25 protein-coding genes and 1 tRNA gene are annotated in these 21,643 nt (G+C 71.4%); 13 read left to right on the top strand and 13 right to left on the bottom strand.

Features of this window, described 5'->3' with window-relative positions; all coding sequences use genetic code 11:
- Positions 1–342: 342 nt before the first annotated feature.
- The gene (locus EFL26_RS16080; RefSeq protein ID WP_123223934.1) at positions 343–750 is read right to left on the bottom strand and encodes a DUF3224 domain-containing protein; all 408 of its coding nucleotides are present in this window, start codon (positions 748–750) and stop codon (positions 343–345) included.
- Between the two features lie 146 nt (positions 751–896).
- Between EFL26_RS16080 and msrA the strand changes: the two genes are divergently transcribed.
- Positions 897–1,538, top strand: coding sequence for a peptide-methionine (S)-S-oxide reductase MsrA (gene msrA / locus EFL26_RS16075; RefSeq protein ID WP_123223933.1), 642 nt, complete (start codon positions 897–899; stop codon positions 1,536–1,538).
- Between the two features lie 129 nt (positions 1,539–1,667).
- Positions 1,668–2,030, top strand: a complete 363-nt coding sequence (locus EFL26_RS16070; RefSeq protein ID WP_123223932.1) for a YciI family protein — start codon at positions 1,668–1,670, stop codon at positions 2,028–2,030.
- 7 nt (positions 2,031–2,037) lie between these two features.
- Here EFL26_RS16070 and EFL26_RS16065 read toward each other — a convergent pair whose 3' ends face one another.
- Complete coding sequence (locus EFL26_RS16065) at positions 2,038–2,649, bottom strand: LysE family translocator (protein ID WP_123223931.1); 612 nt, start codon at positions 2,647–2,649, stop codon at positions 2,038–2,040.
- Positions 2,650–2,741: 92 nt separating this feature from the next.
- Here EFL26_RS16065 and EFL26_RS24295 point away from each other — a divergent pair, with 92 nt between their 5' ends.
- Positions 2,742–2,918, top strand: a complete 177-nt coding sequence (locus tag EFL26_RS24295; protein ID WP_183408225.1) for a hypothetical protein — start codon at positions 2,742–2,744, stop codon at positions 2,916–2,918.
- Between the two features lie 6 nt (positions 2,919–2,924).
- On the opposite strand, the gene EFL26_RS16060 is transcribed toward EFL26_RS24295, so the two are convergent.
- Both EFL26_RS16060 and EFL26_RS16055 read right to left on the bottom strand, forming a co-directional pair.
- On the bottom strand, positions 2,925–3,773 hold the full coding sequence (locus EFL26_RS16060) for a hypothetical protein (RefSeq protein ID WP_123223930.1): 849 nt from the start codon (positions 3,771–3,773) through the stop codon (positions 2,925–2,927).
- A 9-nt stretch (positions 3,774–3,782) separates the two neighbouring features.
- The gene (locus tag EFL26_RS16055; protein WP_183408224.1) at positions 3,783–4,253 is read right to left on the bottom strand and encodes a potassium channel family protein; all 471 of its coding nucleotides are present in this window, start codon (positions 4,251–4,253) and stop codon (positions 3,783–3,785) included.
- 133 nt (positions 4,254–4,386) lie between these two features.
- Between EFL26_RS16055 and EFL26_RS16050 the strand changes: the two genes are divergently transcribed.
- Genes EFL26_RS16050 through EFL26_RS16040 form a run of 3 tightly spaced genes read left to right on the top strand, consistent with a single transcriptional unit; the run spans position 4,387 to position 7,701 of the window.
- On the top strand, positions 4,387–4,977 hold the full coding sequence (locus EFL26_RS16050; RefSeq protein WP_123223928.1) for a carboxymuconolactone decarboxylase family protein: 591 nt from the start codon (positions 4,387–4,389) through the stop codon (positions 4,975–4,977).
- On the top strand, positions 4,970–5,878 hold the full coding sequence (locus tag EFL26_RS16045; RefSeq protein ID WP_281273794.1) for an RNA polymerase sigma-70 factor: 909 nt from the start codon (positions 4,970–4,972) through the stop codon (positions 5,876–5,878). Before EFL26_RS16050 ends, EFL26_RS16045 begins: the two co-directional genes overlap by 8 nt.
- Before the next feature lie 17 nt (positions 5,879–5,895).
- Positions 5,896–7,701 (top strand): glycoside hydrolase family 2 protein, encoded by a 1,806-nt coding sequence (locus EFL26_RS16040; protein WP_123223927.1) that lies wholly within the window; start codon positions 5,896–5,898, stop codon positions 7,699–7,701.
- A gap of 10 nt (positions 7,702–7,711) precedes the next feature.
- Here EFL26_RS16040 and EFL26_RS16035 read toward each other — a convergent pair whose 3' ends face one another.
- Complete coding sequence (locus tag EFL26_RS16035) at positions 7,712–8,347, bottom strand: IMPACT family protein (protein WP_123223926.1); 636 nt, start codon at positions 8,345–8,347, stop codon at positions 7,712–7,714.
- Positions 8,348–8,528: 181 nt separating this feature from the next.
- Positions 8,529–9,917: a cystathionine beta-synthase gene (locus EFL26_RS16030; protein ID WP_123223925.1), complete on the bottom strand. Its 1,389-nt coding sequence runs from the start codon at positions 9,915–9,917 to the stop codon at positions 8,529–8,531.
- Between the two features lie 127 nt (positions 9,918–10,044).
- Between EFL26_RS16030 and EFL26_RS16025 the strand changes: the two genes are divergently transcribed.
- Both EFL26_RS16025 and EFL26_RS16020 read left to right on the top strand, forming a co-directional pair.
- Positions 10,045–11,352: a peptidoglycan DD-metalloendopeptidase family protein gene (locus EFL26_RS16025; RefSeq protein WP_183408223.1), complete on the top strand. Its 1,308-nt coding sequence runs from the start codon at positions 10,045–10,047 to the stop codon at positions 11,350–11,352.
- A 38-nt stretch (positions 11,353–11,390) separates the two neighbouring features.
- Positions 11,391–12,449, top strand: coding sequence for an SGNH/GDSL hydrolase family protein (locus EFL26_RS16020; RefSeq protein ID WP_123223923.1), 1,059 nt, complete (start codon positions 11,391–11,393; stop codon positions 12,447–12,449).
- Here the strand turns inward: EFL26_RS16020 and EFL26_RS16015 are convergent.
- Both EFL26_RS16015 and EFL26_RS16010 read right to left on the bottom strand, forming a co-directional pair.
- A complete protein-coding gene (locus EFL26_RS16015) occupies positions 12,436–13,254 on the bottom strand; it encodes a Bax inhibitor-1/YccA family protein (protein WP_123223922.1) in 819 nt (272 codons plus the stop codon). The genes EFL26_RS16020 and EFL26_RS16015 overlap by 14 nt on opposite strands.
- Before the next feature lie 85 nt (positions 13,255–13,339).
- Positions 13,340–14,806, bottom strand: coding sequence for a cellulase family glycosylhydrolase (locus EFL26_RS16010; RefSeq protein ID WP_123223921.1), 1,467 nt, complete (start codon positions 14,804–14,806; stop codon positions 13,340–13,342).
- Positions 14,807–14,898: 92 nt separating this feature from the next.
- Between EFL26_RS16010 and EFL26_RS16005 the strand changes: the two genes are divergently transcribed.
- From EFL26_RS16005 to EFL26_RS15990, 4 genes are read left to right on the top strand one after another with little or no spacing between them, the layout of a single operon-like run.
- Positions 14,899–15,570 (top strand): hypothetical protein, encoded by a 672-nt coding sequence (locus EFL26_RS16005; protein WP_123223920.1) that lies wholly within the window; start codon positions 14,899–14,901, stop codon positions 15,568–15,570.
- A 41-nt stretch (positions 15,571–15,611) separates the two neighbouring features.
- A complete protein-coding gene (locus tag EFL26_RS16000) occupies positions 15,612–16,664 on the top strand; it encodes a DNA adenine methylase (RefSeq protein ID WP_123223919.1) in 1,053 nt (350 codons plus the stop codon).
- Complete coding sequence (locus EFL26_RS15995; protein ID WP_123223918.1) at positions 16,661–17,530, top strand: CHAD domain-containing protein; 870 nt, start codon at positions 16,661–16,663, stop codon at positions 17,528–17,530. Before EFL26_RS16000 ends, EFL26_RS15995 begins: the two co-directional genes overlap by 4 nt.
- A gap of 56 nt (positions 17,531–17,586) precedes the next feature.
- On the top strand, positions 17,587–18,141 hold the full coding sequence (locus tag EFL26_RS15990; protein WP_123223917.1) for a hemerythrin domain-containing protein: 555 nt from the start codon (positions 17,587–17,589) through the stop codon (positions 18,139–18,141).
- Between the two features lie 4 nt (positions 18,142–18,145).
- Here EFL26_RS15990 and EFL26_RS15985 read toward each other — a convergent pair whose 3' ends face one another.
- The 3 genes from EFL26_RS15985 to EFL26_RS15975 all read right to left on the bottom strand — a co-directional run bounded on the left by EFL26_RS15985 (position 18,146) and on the right by EFL26_RS15975 (position 20,187).
- Positions 18,146–18,772: an FMN-binding negative transcriptional regulator gene (locus EFL26_RS15985; RefSeq protein ID WP_123223916.1), complete on the bottom strand. Its 627-nt coding sequence runs from the start codon at positions 18,770–18,772 to the stop codon at positions 18,146–18,148.
- A 40-nt stretch (positions 18,773–18,812) separates the two neighbouring features.
- Positions 18,813–20,042, bottom strand: a complete 1,230-nt coding sequence (locus EFL26_RS15980; protein WP_123223915.1) for an acetyl-CoA hydrolase/transferase family protein — start codon at positions 20,040–20,042, stop codon at positions 18,813–18,815.
- Positions 20,043–20,113: 71 nt separating this feature from the next.
- Positions 20,114–20,187: transfer RNA gene (locus EFL26_RS15975), tRNA-Leu, on the bottom strand.
- 86 nt (positions 20,188–20,273) lie between these two features.
- Between EFL26_RS15975 and EFL26_RS24290 the strand changes: the two genes are divergently transcribed.
- Positions 20,274–20,444: a hypothetical protein gene (locus EFL26_RS24290; RefSeq protein ID WP_183408222.1), complete on the top strand. Its 171-nt coding sequence runs from the start codon at positions 20,274–20,276 to the stop codon at positions 20,442–20,444.
- 12 nt (positions 20,445–20,456) lie between these two features.
- On the opposite strand, the gene def is transcribed toward EFL26_RS24290, so the two are convergent.
- Both def and EFL26_RS15965 read right to left on the bottom strand, forming a co-directional pair.
- Positions 20,457–20,981, bottom strand: coding sequence for a peptide deformylase (def, locus tag EFL26_RS15970; RefSeq protein ID WP_123223914.1), 525 nt, complete (start codon positions 20,979–20,981; stop codon positions 20,457–20,459).
- Positions 20,978–21,493, bottom strand: a complete 516-nt coding sequence (locus EFL26_RS15965; protein ID WP_123223913.1) for a glycine cleavage system transcriptional repressor — start codon at positions 21,491–21,493, stop codon at positions 20,978–20,980. The genes def and EFL26_RS15965 overlap by 4 nt, the downstream gene beginning before the upstream one ends.
- Positions 21,494–21,643: the final 150 nt, after the last annotated feature.

Genomic DNA, 21,643 nt, shown 5'->3' with positions numbered 1-21,643 from the left:
CCGGCGGACAACAGCGGGACCCGGCCCGCAGCACACGCCTTCGTCGCCGCCCGTCCCCCCGGCACGGACCACAGGTTTCGAGGCTCGCAAGCTCACACCTCAACCACCCGGAGACCGGCGGACGACAGCGGGACCCGGCCCGCGCCACACCGGTCGTCACCGCCCGTCCCCCCGACACCGTTGGGAGGTTTCGAGGCTCGCAAGCTCACACCTCAACCACCCGGGGACCGGCGGCCGACCCGCGGACCCGGCCCGCGCCACACCCCGTCGTCGCCGCCCGTCCCCCCCGGCACAGCCACAGGTTTCGAGGCTCGCAAGCTCGCACCTCACGATCCGGGCACCTCACCCGAGCTCGTACTCCAGCTCCATCCGGTGGGTGCCGTCCTCGTCGACGCGGATGCTGCCGCCACCCCGCACTCCGACGAGCTCACCCGTGCCGCTGCCCGGCACGATCACCACCAGCTCTTCCAGACGGTCGGGGCCGCCGTCGGTGGTCGCGGTGTGGGCGATGTTCAGCGTGCCGCTGCGGCCGTCGAGGGTGCCGGAGAACGACTCCATCGCGACGTACGTGCCGATGCCGCGCTCCTGGTCGAACGCGCTCGTGAACAGCGTCTCCGCGCGGCCCTCGAGGCCTCCGCGGAACTCCTTGACCATGCGCGCCACCCCGACCGGCGTGCCGGTCGCGGTCTCGGGCGGCGCCAGGCTGGTCGGCTCGAACGTGGTCACGGTGAAGGTCGAGGTCGTCAGCATGCTGCGACCCTAGGGCCGGGCGCCGACGTCACCGGCTCGTAAGGCCCCGGACTGGGGGAACAGCGTCGGCTGAGGCACTGTTGAGTCAAGTGCCCGATCCCACGGGGAAGCCGTCTCCGGGGAGATCGTGGCAGCGAGGAGCACTGATGCTGTTCAACAAGTTCAAGACCCAGGTCGTCGACACCGAGCACGCCCTGCCGGGCCGTCCGACGCGCCCGTTCGGCCTCGCCGAGCGCCACCGCGCGCTCGACGCCCCGCTGGTCACCGACGAGGTGCCCGAGGGCTACGAGGTGGCGCTCTTCGGGCTGGGTTGCTTCTGGGGTGCCGAGGAGGTCTTCTGGCAGGTCCCGGGCGTGTGGTCGACGTCGGTCGGGTACGCCGGCGGCACGACCCCGAACCCGACGTACGAGGAGGTCTGCTCCGGCCTGACCGGTCACACCGAGGCCGTGCGCGTGGTCTACGACCCCGCCAAGGTCTCGTACGCCGACCTGGTCGCCGCGTTCTACGAGGTGCACGACCCCACCCAGGGGATGCGCCAGGGCAACGACGTCGGCACGCAGTACCGCTCCGCGATCTACACCACCAGCCCAGAGCAGGAGCAGGTCGCGCGGGAGATCACCGAGCGCTACCAGCCCGAGCTCACCAAGCGCGGCTACGACCGGATCACCACCGAGATCAAGCCCGCGCCGGAGTACTACTACGCCGAGGACTACCACCAGCAGTACCTGCTGAAGAACCCGCACGGCTACCGCTGTCACTCCGCGACGGGCATCAAGGTCCCCCGCTGAGCAAGTCGAGTGCTGAAGTGGTCGCTGTGGCGGCCACTTCAGCACTCGCAGGGGTGTCGTATTCCGCTTCCGCCGTTCGTGGTGAAGGTGGAGGGTGGCGATGAGCGCTGCCCCGACCGAGGAGGACACATGCCGCAGTACCTCGTCTACTTCAACCAGCAGTGGGTCGGCGACCACACCGAGGAGTGGTTCCGCGGGCGGGGGGACCTCGCCCGGGCGGTCGTCCGCGAGATGGAGGCTGCCGGCGTGCTCGTGTGCACCGGCGGCCTCGAGGAGGAGACCGAGCAGGCGTTCAGCGCGGACCCCACCAGCGGGACGGTGCTGTTCTCCGACGGTCCGTACGCCGAGACGAAGGAGTACCTGGGCGGGCTCGCCGTGATCGACGTGGCCGACGAGGACCAGGCCAGGGTGTGGGCCGGCAAGATCGCGGAGGCGTGCGGCTGGCCCCAGGAGGTGCGCCGGTTCAAGCCGTTCGACCCCGAAGCGGGCTGAGCAGCCGCTAGCGCGACTCCACGGCCAGCCGGGCTCCGAGCACGGCGAAGGACGCCGCGAAGGCCTTCCGGATCCGGTCGACGAGGCGCGGGCGCGAGAGCACGCGGTCGCGCAGGAGGGCTGCCGTGGCGCCGTACCCGGCGAAGACCGCGAAGGTCATCAGCATGAAGACCGCGCTGAGCGCGAGCATCCGCGCCGTCGCGCCGGGCGAGCCTGCCGGCACGAACTGCGGCAGGAACGCGAAGAAGAAGATGGTCAGCTTCGGGTTCAGCAGGTTCACCGTGACCCCGGAGAGGATCACCGAGCGCCGGGACCCCGCACGCGGCACGTCCTCGACCCGCAGGGCGCCGGTGTCGCGCCAGGTGCTCCACGCCATCCAGAGCAGGTAGGCGACACCGGCGTACTTGACGGCCTCGAAGGCCACCCCGCTCGCGTGCAGCAGGGCAGCGAGCCCGGTGATCGCCGCGACCAGGTGCGGCACGGTGCCCAGCGTGCAGGCGAACGCGGCGAGGATCGACGCCCGCGTGCCGCGAGCGAGTCCGGCGGCGATCGTGAACAGCGCACCGGTCCCGGGCGTCGCCACGATCACCAGCGCGGTGACCAGGAAGCCGGTGCTCATGCTCGCGATGCTTCCAGCCCTCCCCGGACGTGGGCAATCGGTTTGGCGCGCCCGGCAGGTACGTTGGAGGCAGGGCTCGGAGAGGAGCGGCCATGTCACGCATGTCGGCGGTCTTCGGACTGATCGCGCTGGCCATCGTTCTCGCGCTGATCGGGCTCGCGATCACGGCCGTGAAGTGGCTGCTGATCGTGGCCGTGGCGCTCTTCCTGCTCGGCGTGCTGCGCGCCGTCGTGAGCTCGCGGGACCGAAGGGACCGCACCGACCGCTGAGGCCGGTCAGTCGCCGGGCTCTGTCGCCTGCTCGGGCGCGTCCTCGGCCGCGTGACGCGCGAGGACGATCGAGCCCCCGAGCGTGAGCACGAAGCCGAGCAGCGCGATCGGACCGGCGCCGGGACGGACCCGGTCGCCGAGCCAGAGCAGGCCGATCGCGGCCGGCACGACGGTCTCGGCGGTGAACGTCACGGCAGCAACGGTGGTCACCGAGCCGCGCTGGAGCGCGAGCCCGTACGCCGACATCGCGATCAGCGAGAACGCCACCAGTGCCCACGGCACCGGGTCGAGCACCAGCCGCCACAGCGTCGTGGGAACCTCGACCACCCGAGCCGCGATGCCGACCCCGCCGAAGCCGAGCCCTGCCGTCGCGGCGAGGACCGCGGCCCCCGTCGGGCCCGGCCGCCGCAGCGCCACGGCCCCCAGCACCCCGACCGGCAGCACCGACCCGAGCAGCACCCAGGGCCCCGTGCCGGTCAGCGGGGCAGCCCGACCGGGGTGCGCGCTCACCGCCAGCGCGACCAGCCCGAGGCCGACGCCGACCTGGGCCAGGATCTCCCGACGGCTCAGGCGGGCGCCGAGGAGCAGCACCGCGAGGCCCGCGGTGATCGCCACGCTCGAGGCGACGGCGGACTCGACCACGAACAGCGGCAGCGTCCGCAGCGCGACGAGCGAGGCGACGAACCCGAGGCCGTCGAGCACCAGCCCGTACGCGTACAGCCGACCCGCCCAGACCCGCGCCCACAGCCCCTCGACCTCAGCGGCACCGGCCCGGCGTACGCCGATCGCCTGGACGATCGTCCCGCAGCCGTACAACGCGGCGGCGGCGAACGCGCTGAGCAGGCCGACGACCATGGCAGCCGGTCAGCGCTCCGTGCGGTCCGACTGCTCCAGGCGCTCCAGGCGCTCGTCGATCTGCACCAACCGGGCCAGGATGTCCGCGAGCGTGGCGCCGGCGCGCTCCTCCTCGGCCTCGATCTCCCGCACCTCACGGAGCACGTCGAGCTCGGAGAAGAACCAGGTCACGACGGTCGCGGTGATCACGCCGACGAGGGCCACGCCGATGACCATCAGGCCCCCGGCGACCCAGCGGCCGGCGATCGTGGTCGGGTGGTGGTCGCCGTAGCCGACCGTGGTGATCGTCTCCATCGCCCACCACAGCGCGTCGCCGTAGCTGCGGATGTTGCTGCCCACGTGGTCGCGCTCGATCAGCCAGAGCAGGTAGGAGGAGACCATCACGATCAGCGAGGTCACCACCGTCACCGCGACCACGACCCGCAGGTGGAACCCGCGCAGCGCCCACATCGTCCCCGACGTGCCGTTCGCCTTCGCCACCCCAGACCGTCCTCTCGTCAGGCACATCATGCCGGTCGGGTGGCACCCGGATGTCACAGTTCCGCGACCGGCGGTGTCTGGAGGGTGAAGGGGTTCCGGAGGAGCCCGAGGACACGCTGACGAGGAGACAGTCATGACCACGACGTACGCCACGACCGAGGAGCGTCGCAGCGCCGTACGAGTGCCGCTGGAGGAGCCGCGGACGCTGTTCGACAGGACGGTCGCCTGGTACTGCCGGCGCCAGTTCGGCGAGGTGCTGGACAACGCCCTCGCGCTGATGCACCACCGCAAGGTGCTCAAGGCGCTGTTCGCGTTCGAGAAGAAGGTCACCACCTGGGACCGCCTCGACCCCGACCTGAAGGTGCTCGCCCAGGCCGCGAGCGCCGCGATGATCGGCTGCAGCTGGTGCATGGACTTCGGTTACTACGCCGCCCACAGCGCCGGTCTCGACACCACCAAGCTCAGCGAGGTGCCCCGCTGGCGCGACTCGCAGGCGTTCACTCCTCAGGAGCGTCGGGTCCTGGAGTACGCCGAGGCGATGACCGCCACGCCGCCCGAGGTCACCGACGAGATGGCCGAGGCGCTCCGGGCCGATCTCGGCAACGATGGCTTCGTGGAGCTGACCGTGATGGTGGCCGTCGAGAACGAGCGGTCGCGGACGAACAGCGCCCTCGGCCTGACCAGCCAGGGCTTCAAGGACCACTGCGAGATCTCCGGTGGTTGATCCTGCCGAGACCCCGGTGCCCGAGCCGGACCCGTTCCTGGAGCACCGCTGCCTGCTCTTCACGGTGGCCTACGAGATGCTTGGCAGCACGGCCGACGCCGAGGACGTCCTCCAGGAGTCCTGGCTGCGGTGGGCAGCCCGCAACGAGGACGGCGACCAGGACGAGGTGCGCGACCCGCGTGCGTACCTCGTCCGGGTCGTCACCCGGCAGTCGCTGAACCGGCTCCGCACGCTCCAGCGCCAGCGCGAGACCTACGTCGGACCCTGGCTCCCGGAGCCGCTGGTCACCGGCCCGGACGTGCTCGAGGACGTCGAGCTCGCCGAGTCGGTGTCGTTCGCGATGCTGCTCGTGCTCGAGACGCTCAGCCCGCTCGAGCGGGCGGCCTTCGTGCTCCGCGAGGTCTTCGGCTTCGAGTACGCCGAGATCGCCGACGCGACCGACCGCTCGCCGGCTGCCGTGCGCCAGCTCGTCGCCCGGGCCCGCAACCACGTCCAGGCGCGTCGGCCCCGGTTCGAGCGACCCGCCGAGATCGAGGAGATCACCACCCGGTTCTTCACGGCCGCGGGCACCGGCGACATCCAGCAGCTGCTCGACCTGATGGCGCCCGACGTGGTGCTGCTCAGCGACGGCGGAGGGAAGAAGCGGGCGGCCCTCCGGCCGCTGCACGGTCCCGACAAGGTGGCCCGCTGGCTGCTCGGGGTGGCGGTCAAGACACCCCTCACCGACGTGCGGTGGGTCGTGGCGAACGGCAACCTCTCCGTCCTCCTGTACACCGAGGACGGGCTCGACTCCGTCGGCACGCTCTACGCGGTGGACGGCAAGATCACCGAGATCTACCTGGTCCGCAACCCCGACAAGCTCCGGGACCTCGACGTCCCCCGGCAGATCTCGGCGAGGTAGTCCTCTAGCCTCGCCGTGTGCTGACCCGCTGGGGGCGTGACCTCGACCCCGACCGCCCGCTCCCGGAGTACCCCCGACCCCAGCTGGTGCGGCCGGACGCGACCTGGCGGAACCTCAACGGCCGTTGGGAGCACGCGTTCGCCGGCGAGGCCCGGCCGCCCACCTGGGACGGCGAGATCGTGGTGCCGTTCTCGCCCGAGACCGTCCTCTCCGGGGTGGGCCGTCAGCTCCAGCCGGACGAGTGGCTCTGGTACCGCCGGCCCTTCTCCCCACCGGCGTATCCGGCAGGAGGCCGGGTGCTGCTGCACTTCGGCGCCGTGGACCAGAGCTGCACGGTCTGGGTCGACGGCACCGAGGTCGGCCGTCACACCGGCGGCTACCTGCCCTTCACCCTCGACGTCACCGACGCGTTGTCCCCGACCGACGGGGCGCACCTGCTCGAGGTGCGCGTCCGCGACCTGTCCGAGACCGGACTGCACGCCCGCGGGAAGCAACGGCTGGACCGCGGCACGATCTGGTACACCGCGCAGTCGGGCATCTGGCAGACGGTCTGGGTCGAGGTGGTGCCGCAGCAGCACGTCGCGTCGCTGCGGATCACGCCGCACCTCGAGCAGGGGGTGCTGGAGGTGGTGGTTTCTGCCGGCTCGCCGACGGTGGTTTCGGCAGGCTCAACCACCCGCCCGATGGTTGAGCCTGCCGAAACCACCGTCGTCGTGCGCGAGGCCGGTCGCGTGGTCGCCGAGGAGTCCGGCACCGCCGGTACGCCGATCCGGCTGACCGTCCCGGACCCACGCCCGTGGTCGCCGGAGGACCCGTTCCTCTACGACCTCGAGGTGACCCTCGGGGGCGGCGAGCACGCCGACCGGGTCACGTCGTACGCGGCGATGCGCAGCCTCGGGATCGGCGTCGACGCGGCCGGCCGGCGCCGCTTCCTGCTCAACGGCGAGCCCGTTCTCCACGTCGGCGTGCTGGACCAGGGCTACTGGCCCGACGGGCTGCTCACCGCCCCCAGCGACGCGGCGATGGTCCACGACATCACCACGATGAAGTCGCTGGGCTTCACCGTGCTGCGCAAGCACGTGAAGGTCGAGCCGCTGCGCTGGTACCACCACTGCGACCGGCTGGGCGTGCTGGTCTGGCAGGACATGGTCAACGGCGGCGGCCGCTACCGGCACCTGGTCGCGAACCTCCCGGCCACGCGTCCGATCAGGATCTCCGACCGCCACCACCGGCTCTACTTCCGCGGCGACGCCGACGCCCGCGCCGAGTTCCGCGCCGAGGTGCGGCGCACCGTGGAGCTGCTGCGCAACTCCCCCTCGGTGGTCCTGTGGGTTCCGTTCAACGAGGCCTGGGGCCAGTTCGACGCCAACGCCGTCGCCGACGAGGTCAAGACCCTCGACCCGACCCGCCCGGTCAACCACGTCAGCGGCTGGATCGACCAGGGCGGCGGCGACGTGCGGAGCTTCCACAGCTATCTCCGGCCCTTCCGGCTGCCGGGCCGGCTCCGCCGGCGGCGCGAGCGTCGGGTCTACGCGCTCGGCGAGTACGGCGGCTACAGCCTCAAGGTGCCGGACCACGACTGGAGCACCCGGGAGTTCGGCTACCGGCACTTCGACAGCGCCGAGGAGCTCGCCGCGGGCTTCGTGGCCCTGCACCGCGAGCAGGTCGAGCCGGCCGTGGCGTCCGGCCTGGCGGCGACCGTCTACACCCAGCTCAGCGACGTCGAGGACGAGCTCAACGGGCTGCTCACCTGGGACCGCGAGGTGCTCAAGATCCCCGCCGACGTGGTGCGGGCGACGCTCGCCCGCCTGCGGGACTGCTGACGGCTGCGGATCAGGGGCCGCTCAGCGGCGCGTCGACCCAGCGCCGGCCCCGCCGGTAGAGCTCGGCGTGGCCCTCGGTGAGCTCCGCGACGATCTCCTCCGCGATCGGCACGGCGATCAGCGGCACCGCGATCGAGAGCGTCGCCACGTCGGTGTACTCCGTGGACAGCACCTTGGTGCCGCGGGAGCGCAGCTCGTGCTCGAGCCTGCCCGCCGCGGCCAGGTCGACGGTCACCTCGCAGAGCTCCTGCTCGACGCGCTGCACCACGGTCGCGAGGTCGAGGGCGGCGCGGACCGCGTCGGCGTACGCCCGGCTGAGGCCGCCGGTGCCGAGCAGCGTGCCGCCGAACCACCGGGTGACCACGGCGACGACGTCGCTCAGCTCCCGGCCGCGAAGCACCTCCAGCATCGGGGCCCCGCCGGTGCCCGGGGGCTCGCCGTCGTCGCTGGACCGCTCGATGGCGCGGTCGGGCCCCAGGACGAACGCCGAGCAGTGGTGGCGGGCGTCCCAGTGGGCCCGTCGGGCCTGCTCGATCACGCCTCGCGCGGACAGCTCGTCGTCGACGCGCTCGAGCTCGCAGAGGAAGCGCGAACGGCTGACGACGATCTCGGCGGACGCCTGCCCGGCGATCGTGAGGTAGGCCATCGGATCCTCGCACTAGTCCGGGCGGTGGCGGGGTACCCCTCCCAGGATCACCCCGCCACCTGATCCGTCGTGCGCGACACCCGAAGGCACGCGCTGCACCCGAACGGATCCCGGTCGCATCCATGTGGGGTACGGACTCCGCGACCGGTGAGGACACCTTAAAGCATGCTGCGGGTCCGCACTAACGAAAGGCTGCGATGAAGGTCAGGAGGTCCGCACGGGTCAGGACGCCGACCGGCCGGCCGTCCTCCTGGACCAGCAGCGCGTCCGCGGTCTCGAGGGCCTTGATCGCCTCCTCGACGCCTTCGGAGGCCCCGATCGTCGGCAGCGGCTGCTCCATGTGGGCCTCGACCTGGTCGGCCAGCTTGGCCTTGCCGGCGAAGAGCTCGTCGAGCAGCGCGCGCTCGGAGACCGACCCGGCGACCTCGGCGGCCATGATCGGCGGCTCCGCGCGCACCACGGGCATCTGGGAGACGCCGTACTCCTTGAGGATGCCGATCGCCTCGGCGACGGTCTCGCTGGGGTGGGTGTGCACCAGGTCGGGAAGGCCCCCGGTCTTGGCGCGCAGCACCTCGCCGACGGTCTGCTCGTCCTTGGCCTGCAGGAAGCCGTAGCGGGCGAGCCACTCGTCGTTGAACACCTTGGTGAGGTAGCCGCGGCCCGAGTCGGGCAGCAGCACGACGACGACGGCGTCGTCGGTGCCCTGCTCGGCGAGCTCACGGGCGACCTGCGCCGCCGCGAAGGCGGCCATGCCGGAGGACCCACCGACGAGGAGTCCCTCCTCGCGGGCCAGACGGCGGGTCATCGCGAAGGAGTCGGCGTCGGACACCTCGATCACCCGGTCGGCGACCGACCGGTCGTAGGTCTCGGGCCAGAAGTCCTCGCCGACGCCCTCGACCAGGTAGGGGCGCCCGGTGCCGCCGGAGTACACCGAGCCGGCCGGGTCCGCCCCGATCACCTGGACGGCCGGGTTCTGCTCCTTGAGGTAGCGGCCGACGCCGCTGATCGTGCCGCCCGTGCCCATGCCGCAGACGAAGTGCGTGATCCGGCCCTCCGTCTGGCGCCAGATCTCGGGCCCGGTGTCCTCGTAGTGCGACCGCGGGTTGTTCGGGTTGGAGTACTGGTCGGGCTTCCACGCACCCGGCTCGGACGAGAGCCGGTCGGAGACGCTGTAGTAGCTGTCCGGGTGCTCCGGCGGCACGGCGGTCGGGCAGACGACCACCTCCGCGCCGTACGCCTTGAGCACGTTGCGCTTGTCCTCGCTGACCTTGTCGGGGCAGACGAACACGCACCGGTAGCCCCGCTGCTGGGCGACCAGCGCAAGGCCCACGCCCGTGTTGCCCGAGGTCGGCTCGACGATCGTGCCCCCGGGCTGGAGGGCGCCGGACGCCTCGGCGGCGTCGATCATGCGACGCGCGATCCGGTCCTTCACCGAGCCACCCGGGTTGAGGTACTCGATCTTCGCGAGGACCAACGGTCCCGGTGCTCCGGACGGTCGGTCGAGGGCCCGCTCGAGCCGGACCAGCGGGGTGTTGCCGATCAGGTCGAGGACGGAGTCTGCGTAGTCCATGGGGTCAACATATCGCGGCCGAAATGAGTCTTACACCGTTGTGATTTGCAAGCACCGACACGCCACTCCAGTCACTTTTTTTCACACGGGCCCCACTTTTCTTCGGAATTGGGTCATACTTCCCTGCGTGACGATCTCGAAGCGCATGGCCGGTGCGATGACCGGCATCCTGGCCAGCACCCTGCTGACGGTGCCCCTCCTCGCCACCCCCGCCCACGCCCAGACGCTCGCCGAGGACCGGCCGTCGGTGGCGCCCAACGTCTTCTTCCCGGCCGTCGCGCGCCGCGCGCACGACCTGAAGACGCCCGGCAAGCGCCCCGGCACGACCATCAAGGCCGGCTGCGGCACGAAGGTCGTCGCCGCCCACCCGGGTACGGCGTACGTGACCAACTCGCCGAAGAGCGGGCCCAACCTCGTCACCGTCGTGACCAGCGCCGGGCGCACCACGACCTACTACGGGTTCATGAAGAGCACCTCGGTCACCAACGGCCAGATCGTGCAGGCCGGCCAGGAGATCGGCCGGGTCGGCCGCGCCGGCTCCGCCGCCCCGAGCTTCTGCTCGCTGTACTTCGCGGTGAAGAACAACTTCGGCAAGGACGCGAACCCGACGCGCTGGCTGGCCCGCCTCGTCGGCAAGCCGCTGAACACGACCAGCCTGTTCGGCAACTGGGGCTTCGTGGTGGCCAGCATGAACACGCTCGGCGCCAGCCACACCCGCTACGGCGGCGGCTACCCGACGTACGACGTGCGCACGCCCGGCCAGATCAACCTGCTCAACAGCTACGCGGTCGACGTCGTCGGTCTCCAGGAGTTCCAGCGCGTGCAGCGCGACCAGTTCATGGCGGTCTCGGCGGGCACCTTCGGGATCTACCCGGACGACACCACGCTGAACAACCCGCTGGACCCGTTCATGGTCGACAACTACGCCCCGACCGAGAACTCCATCATCTGGCGCAACAGCACGATGGAGCTGGTCAGCACCGACTACATCCGGGTGCCCTACTTCGAGGGCTGGCGGAACATGCCGGTCGTCCTCCTGCGTGACCGGGCGACCGGGCGCACGGCGTACTTCATCAACGTGCACAACCCCGCCTCCGGGGTGGGCTACGGCGACCAGGCGATGCACCGGGCCCAGGCGATCGCGATCGAGCGCCAGAAGATCATCGACCTGCGCGCGACCGGTCGACCGGTGTTCCTCACCGGTGACTTCAACGACCGGGCTCCGGCGTTCTGCGGGATCACCTCGCAGATGCTGGCGATCAGCCCGGACAGCATCCCCTCGATGAGCTGCGCGATGCCGAAGAGCAACGGCATCGACTGGGTCTTCGCTGCGGGCGGTGCACGGTTCACCCGCTACGCGCGGGACTGGAAGCCGAAGAACATGAAGCTGACCGACCACCCGATCGTCTGGACGCGCGTGCACCTGTCGGAGTAACCGGATGCGCCCTCCGCTGCGGTCCGTAGGATTGCAGCGTGGGGAAAGCAGCAGCTGCACGGAGACTGGCTTCCGCCGCCGCGTTCGGGGGTGGAGGCCTCTCCGTGCTCGGGGCGCTGTCGTACGGGGTGCTGCGGGTCGAGGCGAAGATCGCCCGCAAGGCGATCGGCCGGATCGACGCCCCGGTTCCTGACGCGACCGGATGGTACGGCCGTGGCCGACCCGGCCCGGCGATCAAGATCGCCCTGCTCGGCGACTCCAGCGCCGCGGGCTACGGGGTCGACAAGGTCGAGGACACGCCGGGCGCCCTGCTGGGATCCGGGGTCGCCGCGGGCGCCGACCGGCGCGTGCACCTGCGCGAGTTCTGCGTCTCGGGCGCGAAGTCGATCCAGCTCGCCGAGCAGGTCGACGCGGCGCTGCCGACCGAGCCCGACGTCGCCGTGATCCTGATCGGCGCCAACGACGTCACCAACCAGACGTTGCCGTCGGAGTCGGTCCGCTACCTCAGCGAGGTGGTGCGCCGGCTGCACGAGGCCGACGTCGCCGTGGTGGTCGGCACCTGCCCCGACCTCGGCACGGTGCGCCCGATCCCCCAGCCGCTGCGCCGGGTCGCCCGCACCTGGTCACGGCGGCTCGCGGCCGCCCAGGCGATCGCGGTCGTCGAGGCCGGTGGTCGTGCGGTGTCGCTCGGCTCGATCCTCGGGCCCGAGTTCGACGCCTCCCCCTCCCTGCTCTTCGGACCCGACCGGTTCCACCCCTCGGCCGCCGGCTACGCCGCGCTGGCCGGCGTGCTGGTGCCCTCCGTGATGGCCGCGCTCGGGTTCACCCCGGAGGACGAGGAGGTCCCGGAGGCCCGGCGCGGCGAGGGGATCCTGTCGATCGGCCGGGCCGCCGTCCAGGCCGCCGAGCACCCGGGCACCGAGCTCGACGCGACAGTGGTCGACGGATCCGCACGCGGCATCGGTGGCCGCTGGGTCACGCTGATGCGGCGTCGTCGTCCGGCCCCCGTGGACGCCGAAGCGCCCGAGCCGGAGGAAGAATCCTCCGAGTCGGGCGCCGGGTCGACGGAGACCGGCGGACCGGTCAGCGTCGGGTGAAGATCGCCAGGATCCGCAGCAGCTCGATGTAGATCCACACGATGGTGACGGTCAGGCCGAAGGCGGCCCGCCACGACTCGCGCTCGGGGAGACCGGCGGCGACACCGCGCTCGACGAAGTCGAAGTCGAGGATCAGCATGAGCACACCCAGGCCGAGGCCGAGGACGCTCGACAGCAGACCCATCGGGCCGAAGCCGTTGAAGCCGAAGCTGTTGCCGAAGAAGCCGAGAAGCATGTCGAGCAGCGACACGGCGACGAATCCGAACATCGCGGCGATCACCCAGGTGCGGAACTTGGCGCCGACCTGGATGTCGAAGAACTTGTACGCCGCCAGCGTGCCCGCGACGGCAGCGACGGTGCCGAGCACGGCGCCGGTCACGACGCCGGGGCCGAACGAGAGCTGGAAGACCTTGCTCATCGCGCCGATGAAGACACCCTCGAGGGCGGCGTAGGCGACCACGAGGGCCGGGCTGGTCGCGCGCTTGAACGAGTTGACCATCGCGAGGATGAAGCCACCGAAGGCGCCGATCATGCTCAGCGTGTAGAGGGTCTGGGCCTTGCCGGGGTCGATCGAGAGTCCGTCGCTGGCGACCACGTCGCCGGTGCCGATCCACGTCACGGCGGCGGCGAGGACCAGAACACCGAGGGTGATCCCGGTCTTCTGGACCACCGTGTCGACGGTCATCCGGCCGGTGCCGGCACCGGTGTGCGTCGCGGGGACACCCACGCCGAAGTCGGCGTAGGCGGTGCCACCCTTGCCGTTGAAGCCCTCCGAGCGGGCGAAGACGGGGTTGTTGCTCTGCATGGTTGCTCCTGTCGTCGGCTCGAGCCTATCGAGTCGTCACCCGTTCAACGTGTTGCGCCGGGCCCGGTGTTCCCGGGGACAGTCCTCACGCGCGCGGCGTGATGGTGACCTGGATCTCCTCGGCGGTGTCGGCGTGGAGGTCGACGTACGAGCCGTGCACCGCGACGCCCCCCGCGGAGGCGGTCACGTCGAAGCCGTGCGGCGAGGTCAGCGGGCTGACGAAGATCCTCGTCGGGGCGTCGATCGACGGGTCGGAGCGGTAGCTCATCGTGAACTGCCCGGTGTCCGCGTCGTACCGATAGCCGAGCAGCGTCCCGGCCGTGGCCTGCGGGTAGGTGCGGACCAGCCGGCGCAGCTTGGCCGTCTTCACGGTGCTCAGGTCGGCGTCGTCGGTGAAGAGGCCCTGCGCGCTGTCGGCGGTGGTGGGGTCGTCCCAGTGCTTGTAGGCCCAGTACATCCAGCTCATCGCGTGGGCGTCGGCGGACTCGGCGTCGATGCCGATCGCGTTCACGTCGTCCGTGGCTCCCCACTCGCTCATCAACGGGGCGGCGTGCATCGTGTCGGCCTGGGCGATCGCCGTCTGCTCGCGGTTCTCGGTGAAGCTGCGGCAGTTGTCGGTGTTGAACAACGGCAGGCCCGTGCTCTGGAGGAAGACCCAGGTGCAGTAGTTGTGCCAGGAGTAGCCGAGGTTCTGCTCGTCGCCGGGCGGGGCGGTGAAGAAGGTCGGGGTCTGCACGCCGCTGGAGAGCTGCTGCGGCTCCCACCACACGATGCCGTTCGGGTCGACCTGGCGCACCGCCTGGAGGCCCTTGGTCATCGCCGGCTGCAGCTCCTGGCTGTAGGTCTGCGGGCAGCCGGTGGTCATGCACGTGCTCCACTCGTTGCCGGCCCACGGCTCGTTCATCAGGTCGTAGCCCATCGAGTAGGGCTGGTCGCGGTAGTGCTGGGCGACGAGCTTCCAGTACGTCGCCCAGGCGTCCTGCAGGCCTCCCTGGTTCGCCCAGAAGTTGTCGAAGACGGTGGAGACCTCGGGAGTCCAGTAGCCCTCCGGGAACGGCACCGGGGCGTAGGGCAGCAGCGCGTAGGGCAGCGGCCGCTTCGCCGCCCAGGCCGGGACGCCCTCGCCGCCGTACGTCTCGTTCCACATGTCCTGGTGCTGGTCGAACTGCATCCAGATCCCCCGGCCGGCGAGCAGGTTCACCACGCGGTCCCACTTCGCGAAGTACGCCGGGTCGGCGACGCCGGGCTGGGTGGGCGTGACGCCGGCCCAGAGCATGCCGACCCGGGCTCCGTTGAACCCGTAGCGCTGCAGCCAGTCGGCGTCGGCGGCGGTGAACCCGGCCGGCGTGTCCGGCGGCGCGTAGGGCGGTCGCTTCCAGACCAGGTTCAGCCCGTGCACGATCACCGTGCGGCCGTACTGGTCGACGAGGTGACCGCCCTCGCGGTGCAGCCTGGGGACCTGAGGGCCGGTGCCCGCGGCAGCCGAGTGCCCGGCGGGTGCGACCACGAGCGGGACGAGCAGTCCGAGCAGGACCGCGACGGCCCGCCTCACGAGTTCAGCCTCATGGTTACTGGAACGAGTTCCAGTTCCTCGGGTTACCCCCGGGTCCCGTCGCCGGCGACGCGATGCCGCATGATCGTCCGGTGACCGACCACGCCTTCGACACCTCCCCCGACCCCGACGAGCCCTTCGTCGACCCGGCCGCGTCGGTGGTCCCGGGGCCGCAGCCGATCGGCTACGACGAGTTCGGGATGCGGTTCATGAACCTCGTGCTGCACCGCGACCGGGTGATGGAGTCGGTCAACCGGGTGCTCGGCGAGACCTTCCAGCTCGGGCCGATCGGGGCGGGCCCGGGGCGCAAGGTCGCCAAGGTGGTCGCCAGCGGCACCTTCGGCACGGCGTACGGCGACGCGCTGGCCGACGTGGTCGGCTACCAGGTGAACCTGCCGATCGACGTGACCTTCCACCTCGACCTGGGCGTCGACGTGCTCCGGTTCGACGCGGCGGTGCTGCTGCCGCTGCGGCTGACGATGGAGCTCGTCGAGCCCCTGACGATCCTGTGGCACATCGCCCCGCCGCTGCCCGGCGAGGTGTCGATCGACGTGCAGTCGGACAACCGGCGGGCCGCGGTGCTGCAGAAGCTCACCGGGCTGGACGGCGAGCTGCGCCGGTTCATCGTGCGCTTCGTGGAGCGGGAGCTGGAGAAGCCGCACGTGCGCAAGGCGATGCGGATCGACCTGGTGACCCTCATCGACAACGCCTGGGAGCACATCGCGACCCAGATCATGCCGAACGGCCCGGAGGACCGGGCCTGATCCTGCGCCGGATCGAGCCTCCCTGAGCGTACGGTCGTCCCGTGATCAAGTACCTGGGCTCCAAGCGGAGCCTGGTGCCCGTGCTCGGGGACATCGCCGAGCGGGTCGGCGCCCGGACGGCCGTCGACCTGTTCACCGGCACGACCCGGGTCGCGCAGGAGTTCAAGCGCCGCGGGCTCCTGGTCACCGCCGCCGACGTCGCGACGTACAGCCAGGTGCTGAGCGACTGCTACATCGCCACCGACGGCACGGCGGTGGACCCCCAGGAGCTGGACAACGAGCTGAAGCGGCTCGCCGCGCTCCCCGGCCGGCCGGGCTGGTTCACCCGGACCTACTGCGAGGAGGCGCGGTTCTTCCAGCCGAAGAACGGCGCCCGCGTCGACGCGATCCGCGACGTGCTCGAGACCGAGCACCGCGGCACCCCGCTGTTCCCGGTCCTGCTGACCAGCCTGATGCTGGCGGCCGACCGGGTCGACTCCACCACGGGCCTGCAGATGGCCTACCTCAAGGAGTGGGCGCCGCGCTCCCACCAGGACCTCGAGCTGCGCGCTCCCGACCTGCTCCCCGGGCCCGGCTCGACGCTGGCCGGCGACGCCACCGAGACCGTCGACGCGCTGCCGCGGGCGGACCTGATCTACCTGGACCCGCCGTACAACCAGCACCGGTACTTCACGAACTACCACATCTGGGAGACGCTCGTCCGCTGGGACCGGCCGGAGGTGTACGGCGTCGCGCGCAAGCGGGTGGACGCCCGGGACGCCTCGACCAAGAGCGTGTTCAACAACAAGCGGCTGATGCCGGCCGCCCTCACGGACCTGCTGCGCCGGGTGCGTGCGGAGGTGGTGGTGGTCTCGTACAACGACGAGTCGTGGGTGACGCCCGAGCAGATCACCCAGGCGCTGCGCGAGGGCGGGCACGAGGACGTGCAGGTGCTGGCCTTCGACAGCAAGCGGTACGTCGGCGCGCAGATCGGCATCTTCAACCCCTCCGGCCGCAAGGTCGGCCAGGTCTCGCGACTGCGCAACACCGAGTACGTCTTCGTGGCCGGTCCGGCCGAGAAGGTCCGGGCGGCCGTCCTGACACCGACACCATGACCGACAAGGACACCTCCGACCACGCGGTGCTCGCCCACGAGCTCGAGCACCTGCGGGCCACGCTGCACCGGCTCGATCCCCACGTCCGCGACGACCTCCCCGACGCGGTGCACCAGATGCGCATCACCTGTCGCCGGCTGCGGTCGGCGCTCCGGACGTTCCGCAAGAGCCTCGATCGCGGGGCGACGGATCCGGTGCGCGACGACCTGAAGTGGCTCGGCGGCGCCCTCGGCCGGGCTCGAGACCTCGAGGTCCTGCGCGCGAGGATCGACCGGTTGCTCCTCGCGCAGTCCCCCGAGCTGCTCCGTGGGCACCCCGGCCCGTGGATCGACCGGCGCATCGACGCAGCCCGCCGGACCGCGCACGCTGACGTGCTCGAGGCGATGGCGTCGCCCCGGTACGTCGCGCTGCTCGTGACGCTCGACGGGTGGCAGAAACGCCCACCGTGGGCGGGTCGCCCCGACCGGCCCGCGCGCAAGCGGATGGGTCGGGCGCTCGACCGCGCATGGTCCGACATGGAACGAGCCGCCACGGCGGCGGCCGCGAACGACGCCGTCGACCGCATCGCCCGGCTCCACGCGGCACGCAAGGCCGCCAAGCGCACCCGCTACGCCGCCGAGATGCTCGAGCCCGTCCTCGGGCAGACGGCAGGCGCCCGCGCCGCTGCCGCCGAGGAGATCCAGGACATCCTCGGCGACCACCGCGACACCGTGGCCGCGATCGTGCACCTGCGGGAGCTGTCCGACATCGCTCACGCCGAGGGCCGGCAGACCTTCACCTTCGGAGTCCTCTGTGCCCGCCTCGAGGCCGACGCGGCCGATCGTGAGGCTGCCTTCGAACAAGCATGGGGTCGGATCAGCGCGTAGGGATCGCTCCTGCGGGGTACATGCGCGCCACCACCATTGACTCCGGGAGGAACCGCATGGACTCGAACGTCGTCGACCTGATCATGAACGACCACCGCGAGCTGGAGCGGATCTTCGACCAGCTCATGAACCAGCCCGACAAGCGACCGTCGCTGGTGCCGGTGATGATCGCGCTGCTCACCGCGCACAGCCGGGCCGAGGAGGCCGAGGTCTACCCGGCGGCGTCCGACGCGGGCGGTGAGGACGACGTGGAGCACAGCCAGAAGGAGCACCTAGAGGCCGACCAGCTCGCCGCGAAGGTGGCCGAGACCGACTTCGACTCGCCCGACTTCCCCGAGGCCCTGCAGAAGCTGATCGACGCGGTGAAGCACCACGTCGAGGAGGAGGAGACCTCCGTGCTGCCCGGGATGCGCGAGCACCTCGACGCCGCGCGTCTCGACGAGCTCGGTCAGGCGTTCCTGCGCAGCCGGGCCGACCACCTCGGCGACATGCCGGAGGACATCACCAAGGCCGAGCTCGAGCAGCAGGCCGCCAACGTCGGGCTCTCCGGCGCGTCCGGGATGTCGAAGGGCGAGCTCAAGTCCACGCTCGAGGACCAGGCCGAGGAGTGAGCGGCTAGCGCCGGTCCTCGAGCCTGCGCATGGCGCCGGCGACGAAGATGCCGGCGGCCCCGGCCTCCTCCTCGAGACCCCGCACGACGCCAGCCCGGTCGGCGTCGCTGCGGTTCTGGCTCAGCTTGGCCTTCGCCTCGACCCGCTCGACGGCCAGCTCGATGCCGACGATCGCGCGCAGCTGCTTGCGGACGTAGTCCGCGGGCGCGTCCTCGACCGCCCACGGGTCGGCCCGGCCGTGCTCGTGCAGGTGGGTGAGACGGCCGACGAGGTCGCGCAGCCAGTCCTCGTCGTGGTGCGTCGTGACCGTGCCGGTCAGGTGCACGGCGGAGTAGTTCCAGGTCGGCACCACCCGGCCGTGCTCGTGCTTGGTGGCGTACCACGCCGGGGAGACGTAGGCCTGCGGGCCGGCCACGATCGCCAGGGCCGGCGTACCGGGCTCGATCGCCTGCCAGTGCGCGTTGGCGCGGGCCAGGTGCATGAGCAGGCGGTCGTCCTCGCGCACGAACGGCAGCAGCGTCGCGACCGGGTAGCCGTCCGGTCCGACGGTCACCAGCTCGGCCGTGCCGACGGCGTCGAGGAACGACGCGACGTCCTCGGCGTCCATCCGGTTGAAATGGGGCAGGTACACAGCCGAACGGTGCCACAGCACCGCCGGGGCGCGCTGCCGGTTATCCCAACGGCACCGGCACCCGGCCCAGACCGAGCCGCGCGGCCTGCTCCCAGAGCTCCTCGCGGACCTGCGGGTGCGCCGCGTGGTCGATGATGTTGGCCGCCTGGTGGCGCTGGTCGAGGCCGAAGACCTCGGCGACCCCCTGCTCGGTGACGACGGCGGTCATCTGGAACGACGTCACCGGCTCCTCGATCAGCGGCACGATCGTCGAGACGTCGGCGCGCGGGTGCCAGGACCGGAGCGCGATCAGCGCCTGACCGCCGGAGCTGTGCAGGGCGCCGACGATGAAGTCGGTCTGGCCGCCGAAGCCCGAGTAGATCTTCGCGTGCACGCGCGACGCGTTGGCCTGGCCGAACAGGTCCACCTGGAGCGCGGTGTTGACCGACACCATCGCTGGGTTGCGGGAGATCAGCGCGGGGTCGTTCGACGTCTCGGTGCGGATCATCCGCACGCGGGGGTTGGCGTCGACCCAGTCGAGGAGCTCCTCGGAGCCGAACAGGAACGACGCCCGCACCGGGGTGTCCCTGTCGAGGGCGCCGGCCTGCTCGAGCACCAGCGCGCTGTCGGAGAACATCTCCGTCCAGATCTTCAGGCCGCGACGACCGGAGAGGCCGCACAGGGTCGCGTCCGGCACCGCCCCGATGCCGGCCTGCAGGGTGGCGCCGTCGCGCACGCGGGCCGCCACGAGCGCGCCGATCTTGCCCGACACCTCGTCGATCCGCGGCGCCGGTGCCGTCGGCATGGCGCCGTCGGCCTCGATCATCAGGTCGATCTGGTCCACGTCGATCTCCGAGTCGCCGAGCGTCCACGGCATCCGGTCGTTGACCTGGGCGATCACCTTCGCGCCGCGGGCCCGGGCCGCCTCGACCGCCGCCGGGAGGATGTTCACCTCGACACCCAGGGAGACACGACCGCCGCGGGGGCGGGTCGTGTGCAGGACGACGAGGTCCGGCGCCATCGTCGTACGGAACAGGCTCGGGACCAGGGACAGCCGGCAGGGTACGTAGCTCAGCCGCGGGCTGTGCCGCATGCCGACGCCGACGAACGGCGTCTCGTAGACCACGCCTTCGCGGTCCGGCAGGCCGGCCGGTGCGTTGAGCACCCAGAGCCGGTACTCGTCGAGCGCCTGGTCCACCAGGCCCAGGACGTGGAAGGGGACGGCGTGGTTGCCGCTGATCACCACGCGGGGGTCGGCGGGCAGGCTGCGGAGAAGGTCGGTCAGGTTCACACCCTGATCCCAGCAGGACGAGGGTCCCGGCACCACGTGCGTAGGTCCCGACCCTGGTGGCCCTTCGGCCGTGCCCCGGGTGGGGGTCGAACCCACACTGTGCGGTTTTTAAGACCGCTTCCTCTGCCGATTGGGATACCGGGGCGCAGCGACGACCCTAGGTCATCGGTGCCGGGAGGACCGGCCACACGGACTACAGACGGCGCACCGAGCCGGCTCTACCGTGAACTCATGACGAGACCCACGCAGCTCGCGGCGCTGCTGCTGCTCGTCGTCCTCCTGGCGGGGTGCCAGCTGAAGAAGAGCAGCTCGGACTGCACGTCCGATCCCGGCCTGGTCGGAGGCGGGACGTCGGTCTGCACCAAGCCGCCGCCGACGCAGTTCAACCAGCTCGGACAGTGAGCCGCGGGGCCGTCAGAGGTAGGTCTTCCGCGGGTGGATCGCGTGCGCACCCGCGGCGCGGTCGAGGAAGAGCAGCCCGTCGCAGTGGTCGATCTCGTGCTGGAGGGCGCGGGCCTCGAACGCGTCGGTCTCGATCGTCACCTCGGCGCCGGTGCCGGGCTCCTGACCGCGTACGACGACCCGCGTCGCCCGCTTCACGTCACCGGTGAGGTCCGGGACGCTCATGCAGCCCTCCCGCGCCTTCTCGTTGCGCGACGCGCTGACGACCTCGGCGTTGCACAGCACGAAGGTGCCGTGCTGCGTCCGCGCCTTCGGGTGCCCGGAGACGTCGACGCAGAAGACCTTCACCCCGACTCCGACCTGCGGGGCGGCGAGGCCGACGCAGCCCGGCGAGACACGCATCGTGGCGACCAGGTCGGCCGCCAGCTGCACGACCTCGGGGCTGGTCGGGTCGACCCTCTCCCCCGGTCGGGCCAGCACGGCAGCCGGAGCCCGGACCACCTCGAGCACCCGCCCCTCCACGTCGGGTCGACTCACAGGTCGTCGCTGTCCAGCGGGGAGAGCGTCGCCGTCACCCCGAGCCCGTCGGCGGTCCGTCGCAGTGACTCGGCGAGGGCCTCGTCGTCGGTGCCCGCCGGCAGGTCGACCTCCGCGGTGAGCACGTACAGGTCACCGACCAGCCGCGTGCTCAGGTCGGTGATGTTGCCCCCGACCGCCGCGACCACGCTCGTGACGCTGGAGACGATGCCCGCGCGGTCGGCGCCGTGGACGCTGAGCACGTACGACGCCGTCCGGGACGGCATCGGCTCCGGCGGAACCTCCCGCACCGCGACCGACAGGGTGCCGTCCATGGTCAGCCCGGCGAGCGACTCCTCGACCGTCGCGGCGTCCGCCTCGCCCTGCGTGATCAGGGTCATCGCGAAGTGGCCGCGCAGCAACGTCATCGTCGAGTCCTCGAGGTTGAGCCCGAGGTCGGCGAGCGCCCCGGTCGTCTCGGCGATGATCCCGGGGCGGTCGTGGCCCAGCACGGTGATGGCGAGCAGCGGCATGGGAGGAGTGTCGCACCGCGGCGGGGTTCGGGGGTGGGTGCTGGTGGTGGCGGGCAGCGACGACGGCGGTGCGGCGCGGGCCCGGGTTCTGCTGTCGGCTCACTGTCGGCGGTGCCTTGGTGGTTGAGGTGCGAGCGCCAGCGAGCCTCG

Source organism: Nocardioides pocheonensis (assembly GCF_003725535.1).
In the GTDB taxonomy this organism is placed as follows: Bacteria; Actinomycetota; Actinomycetes; order Propionibacteriales; family Nocardioidaceae; genus Marmoricola; species Marmoricola pocheonensis.
This window is presented reverse-complemented; position numbering and strand designations above follow the sequence as displayed.

Coding starts and splice junctions, on each gene's coding strand:
- EFL26_RS16080 (WP_123223934.1), bottom strand. CDS start 750: ATGCTGACGACCTCGACCTTCACCGTGACCACGTTCGAGCCGACCAGC.
- msrA (WP_123223933.1), top strand. CDS start 897: ATGCTGTTCAACAAGTTCAAGACCCAGGTCGTCGACACCGAGCACGCC.
- EFL26_RS16070 (WP_123223932.1), top strand. CDS start 1,668: ATGCCGCAGTACCTCGTCTACTTCAACCAGCAGTGGGTCGGCGACCAC.
- EFL26_RS16065 (WP_123223931.1), bottom strand. CDS start 2,649: ATGAGCACCGGCTTCCTGGTCACCGCGCTGGTGATCGTGGCGACGCCC.
- EFL26_RS24295 (WP_183408225.1), top strand. CDS start 2,742: ATGTCACGCATGTCGGCGGTCTTCGGACTGATCGCGCTGGCCATCGTT.
- EFL26_RS16060 (WP_123223930.1), bottom strand. CDS start 3,773: ATGGTCGTCGGCCTGCTCAGCGCGTTCGCCGCCGCCGCGTTGTACGGC.
- EFL26_RS16050 (WP_123223928.1), top strand. CDS start 4,387: ATGACCACGACGTACGCCACGACCGAGGAGCGTCGCAGCGCCGTACGA.
- EFL26_RS16035 (WP_123223926.1), bottom strand. CDS start 8,347: ATGGCCTACCTCACGATCGCCGGGCAGGCGTCCGCCGAGATCGTCGTC.
- EFL26_RS16030 (WP_123223925.1), bottom strand. CDS start 9,917: ATGGACTACGCAGACTCCGTCCTCGACCTGATCGGCAACACCCCGCTG.
- EFL26_RS16015 (WP_123223922.1), bottom strand. CDS start 13,254: ATGCAGAGCAACAACCCCGTCTTCGCCCGCTCGGAGGGCTTCAACGGC.
- EFL26_RS15995 (WP_123223918.1), top strand. CDS start 16,661: ATGACCGACAAGGACACCTCCGACCACGCGGTGCTCGCCCACGAGCTC.
- EFL26_RS15990 (WP_123223917.1), top strand. CDS start 17,587: ATGGACTCGAACGTCGTCGACCTGATCATGAACGACCACCGCGAGCTG.
- EFL26_RS24290 (WP_183408222.1), top strand. CDS start 20,274: ATGACGAGACCCACGCAGCTCGCGGCGCTGCTGCTGCTCGTCGTCCTC.
- EFL26_RS15965 (WP_123223913.1), bottom strand. CDS start 21,493: ATGCCGCTGCTCGCCATCACCGTGCTGGGCCACGACCGCCCCGGGATC.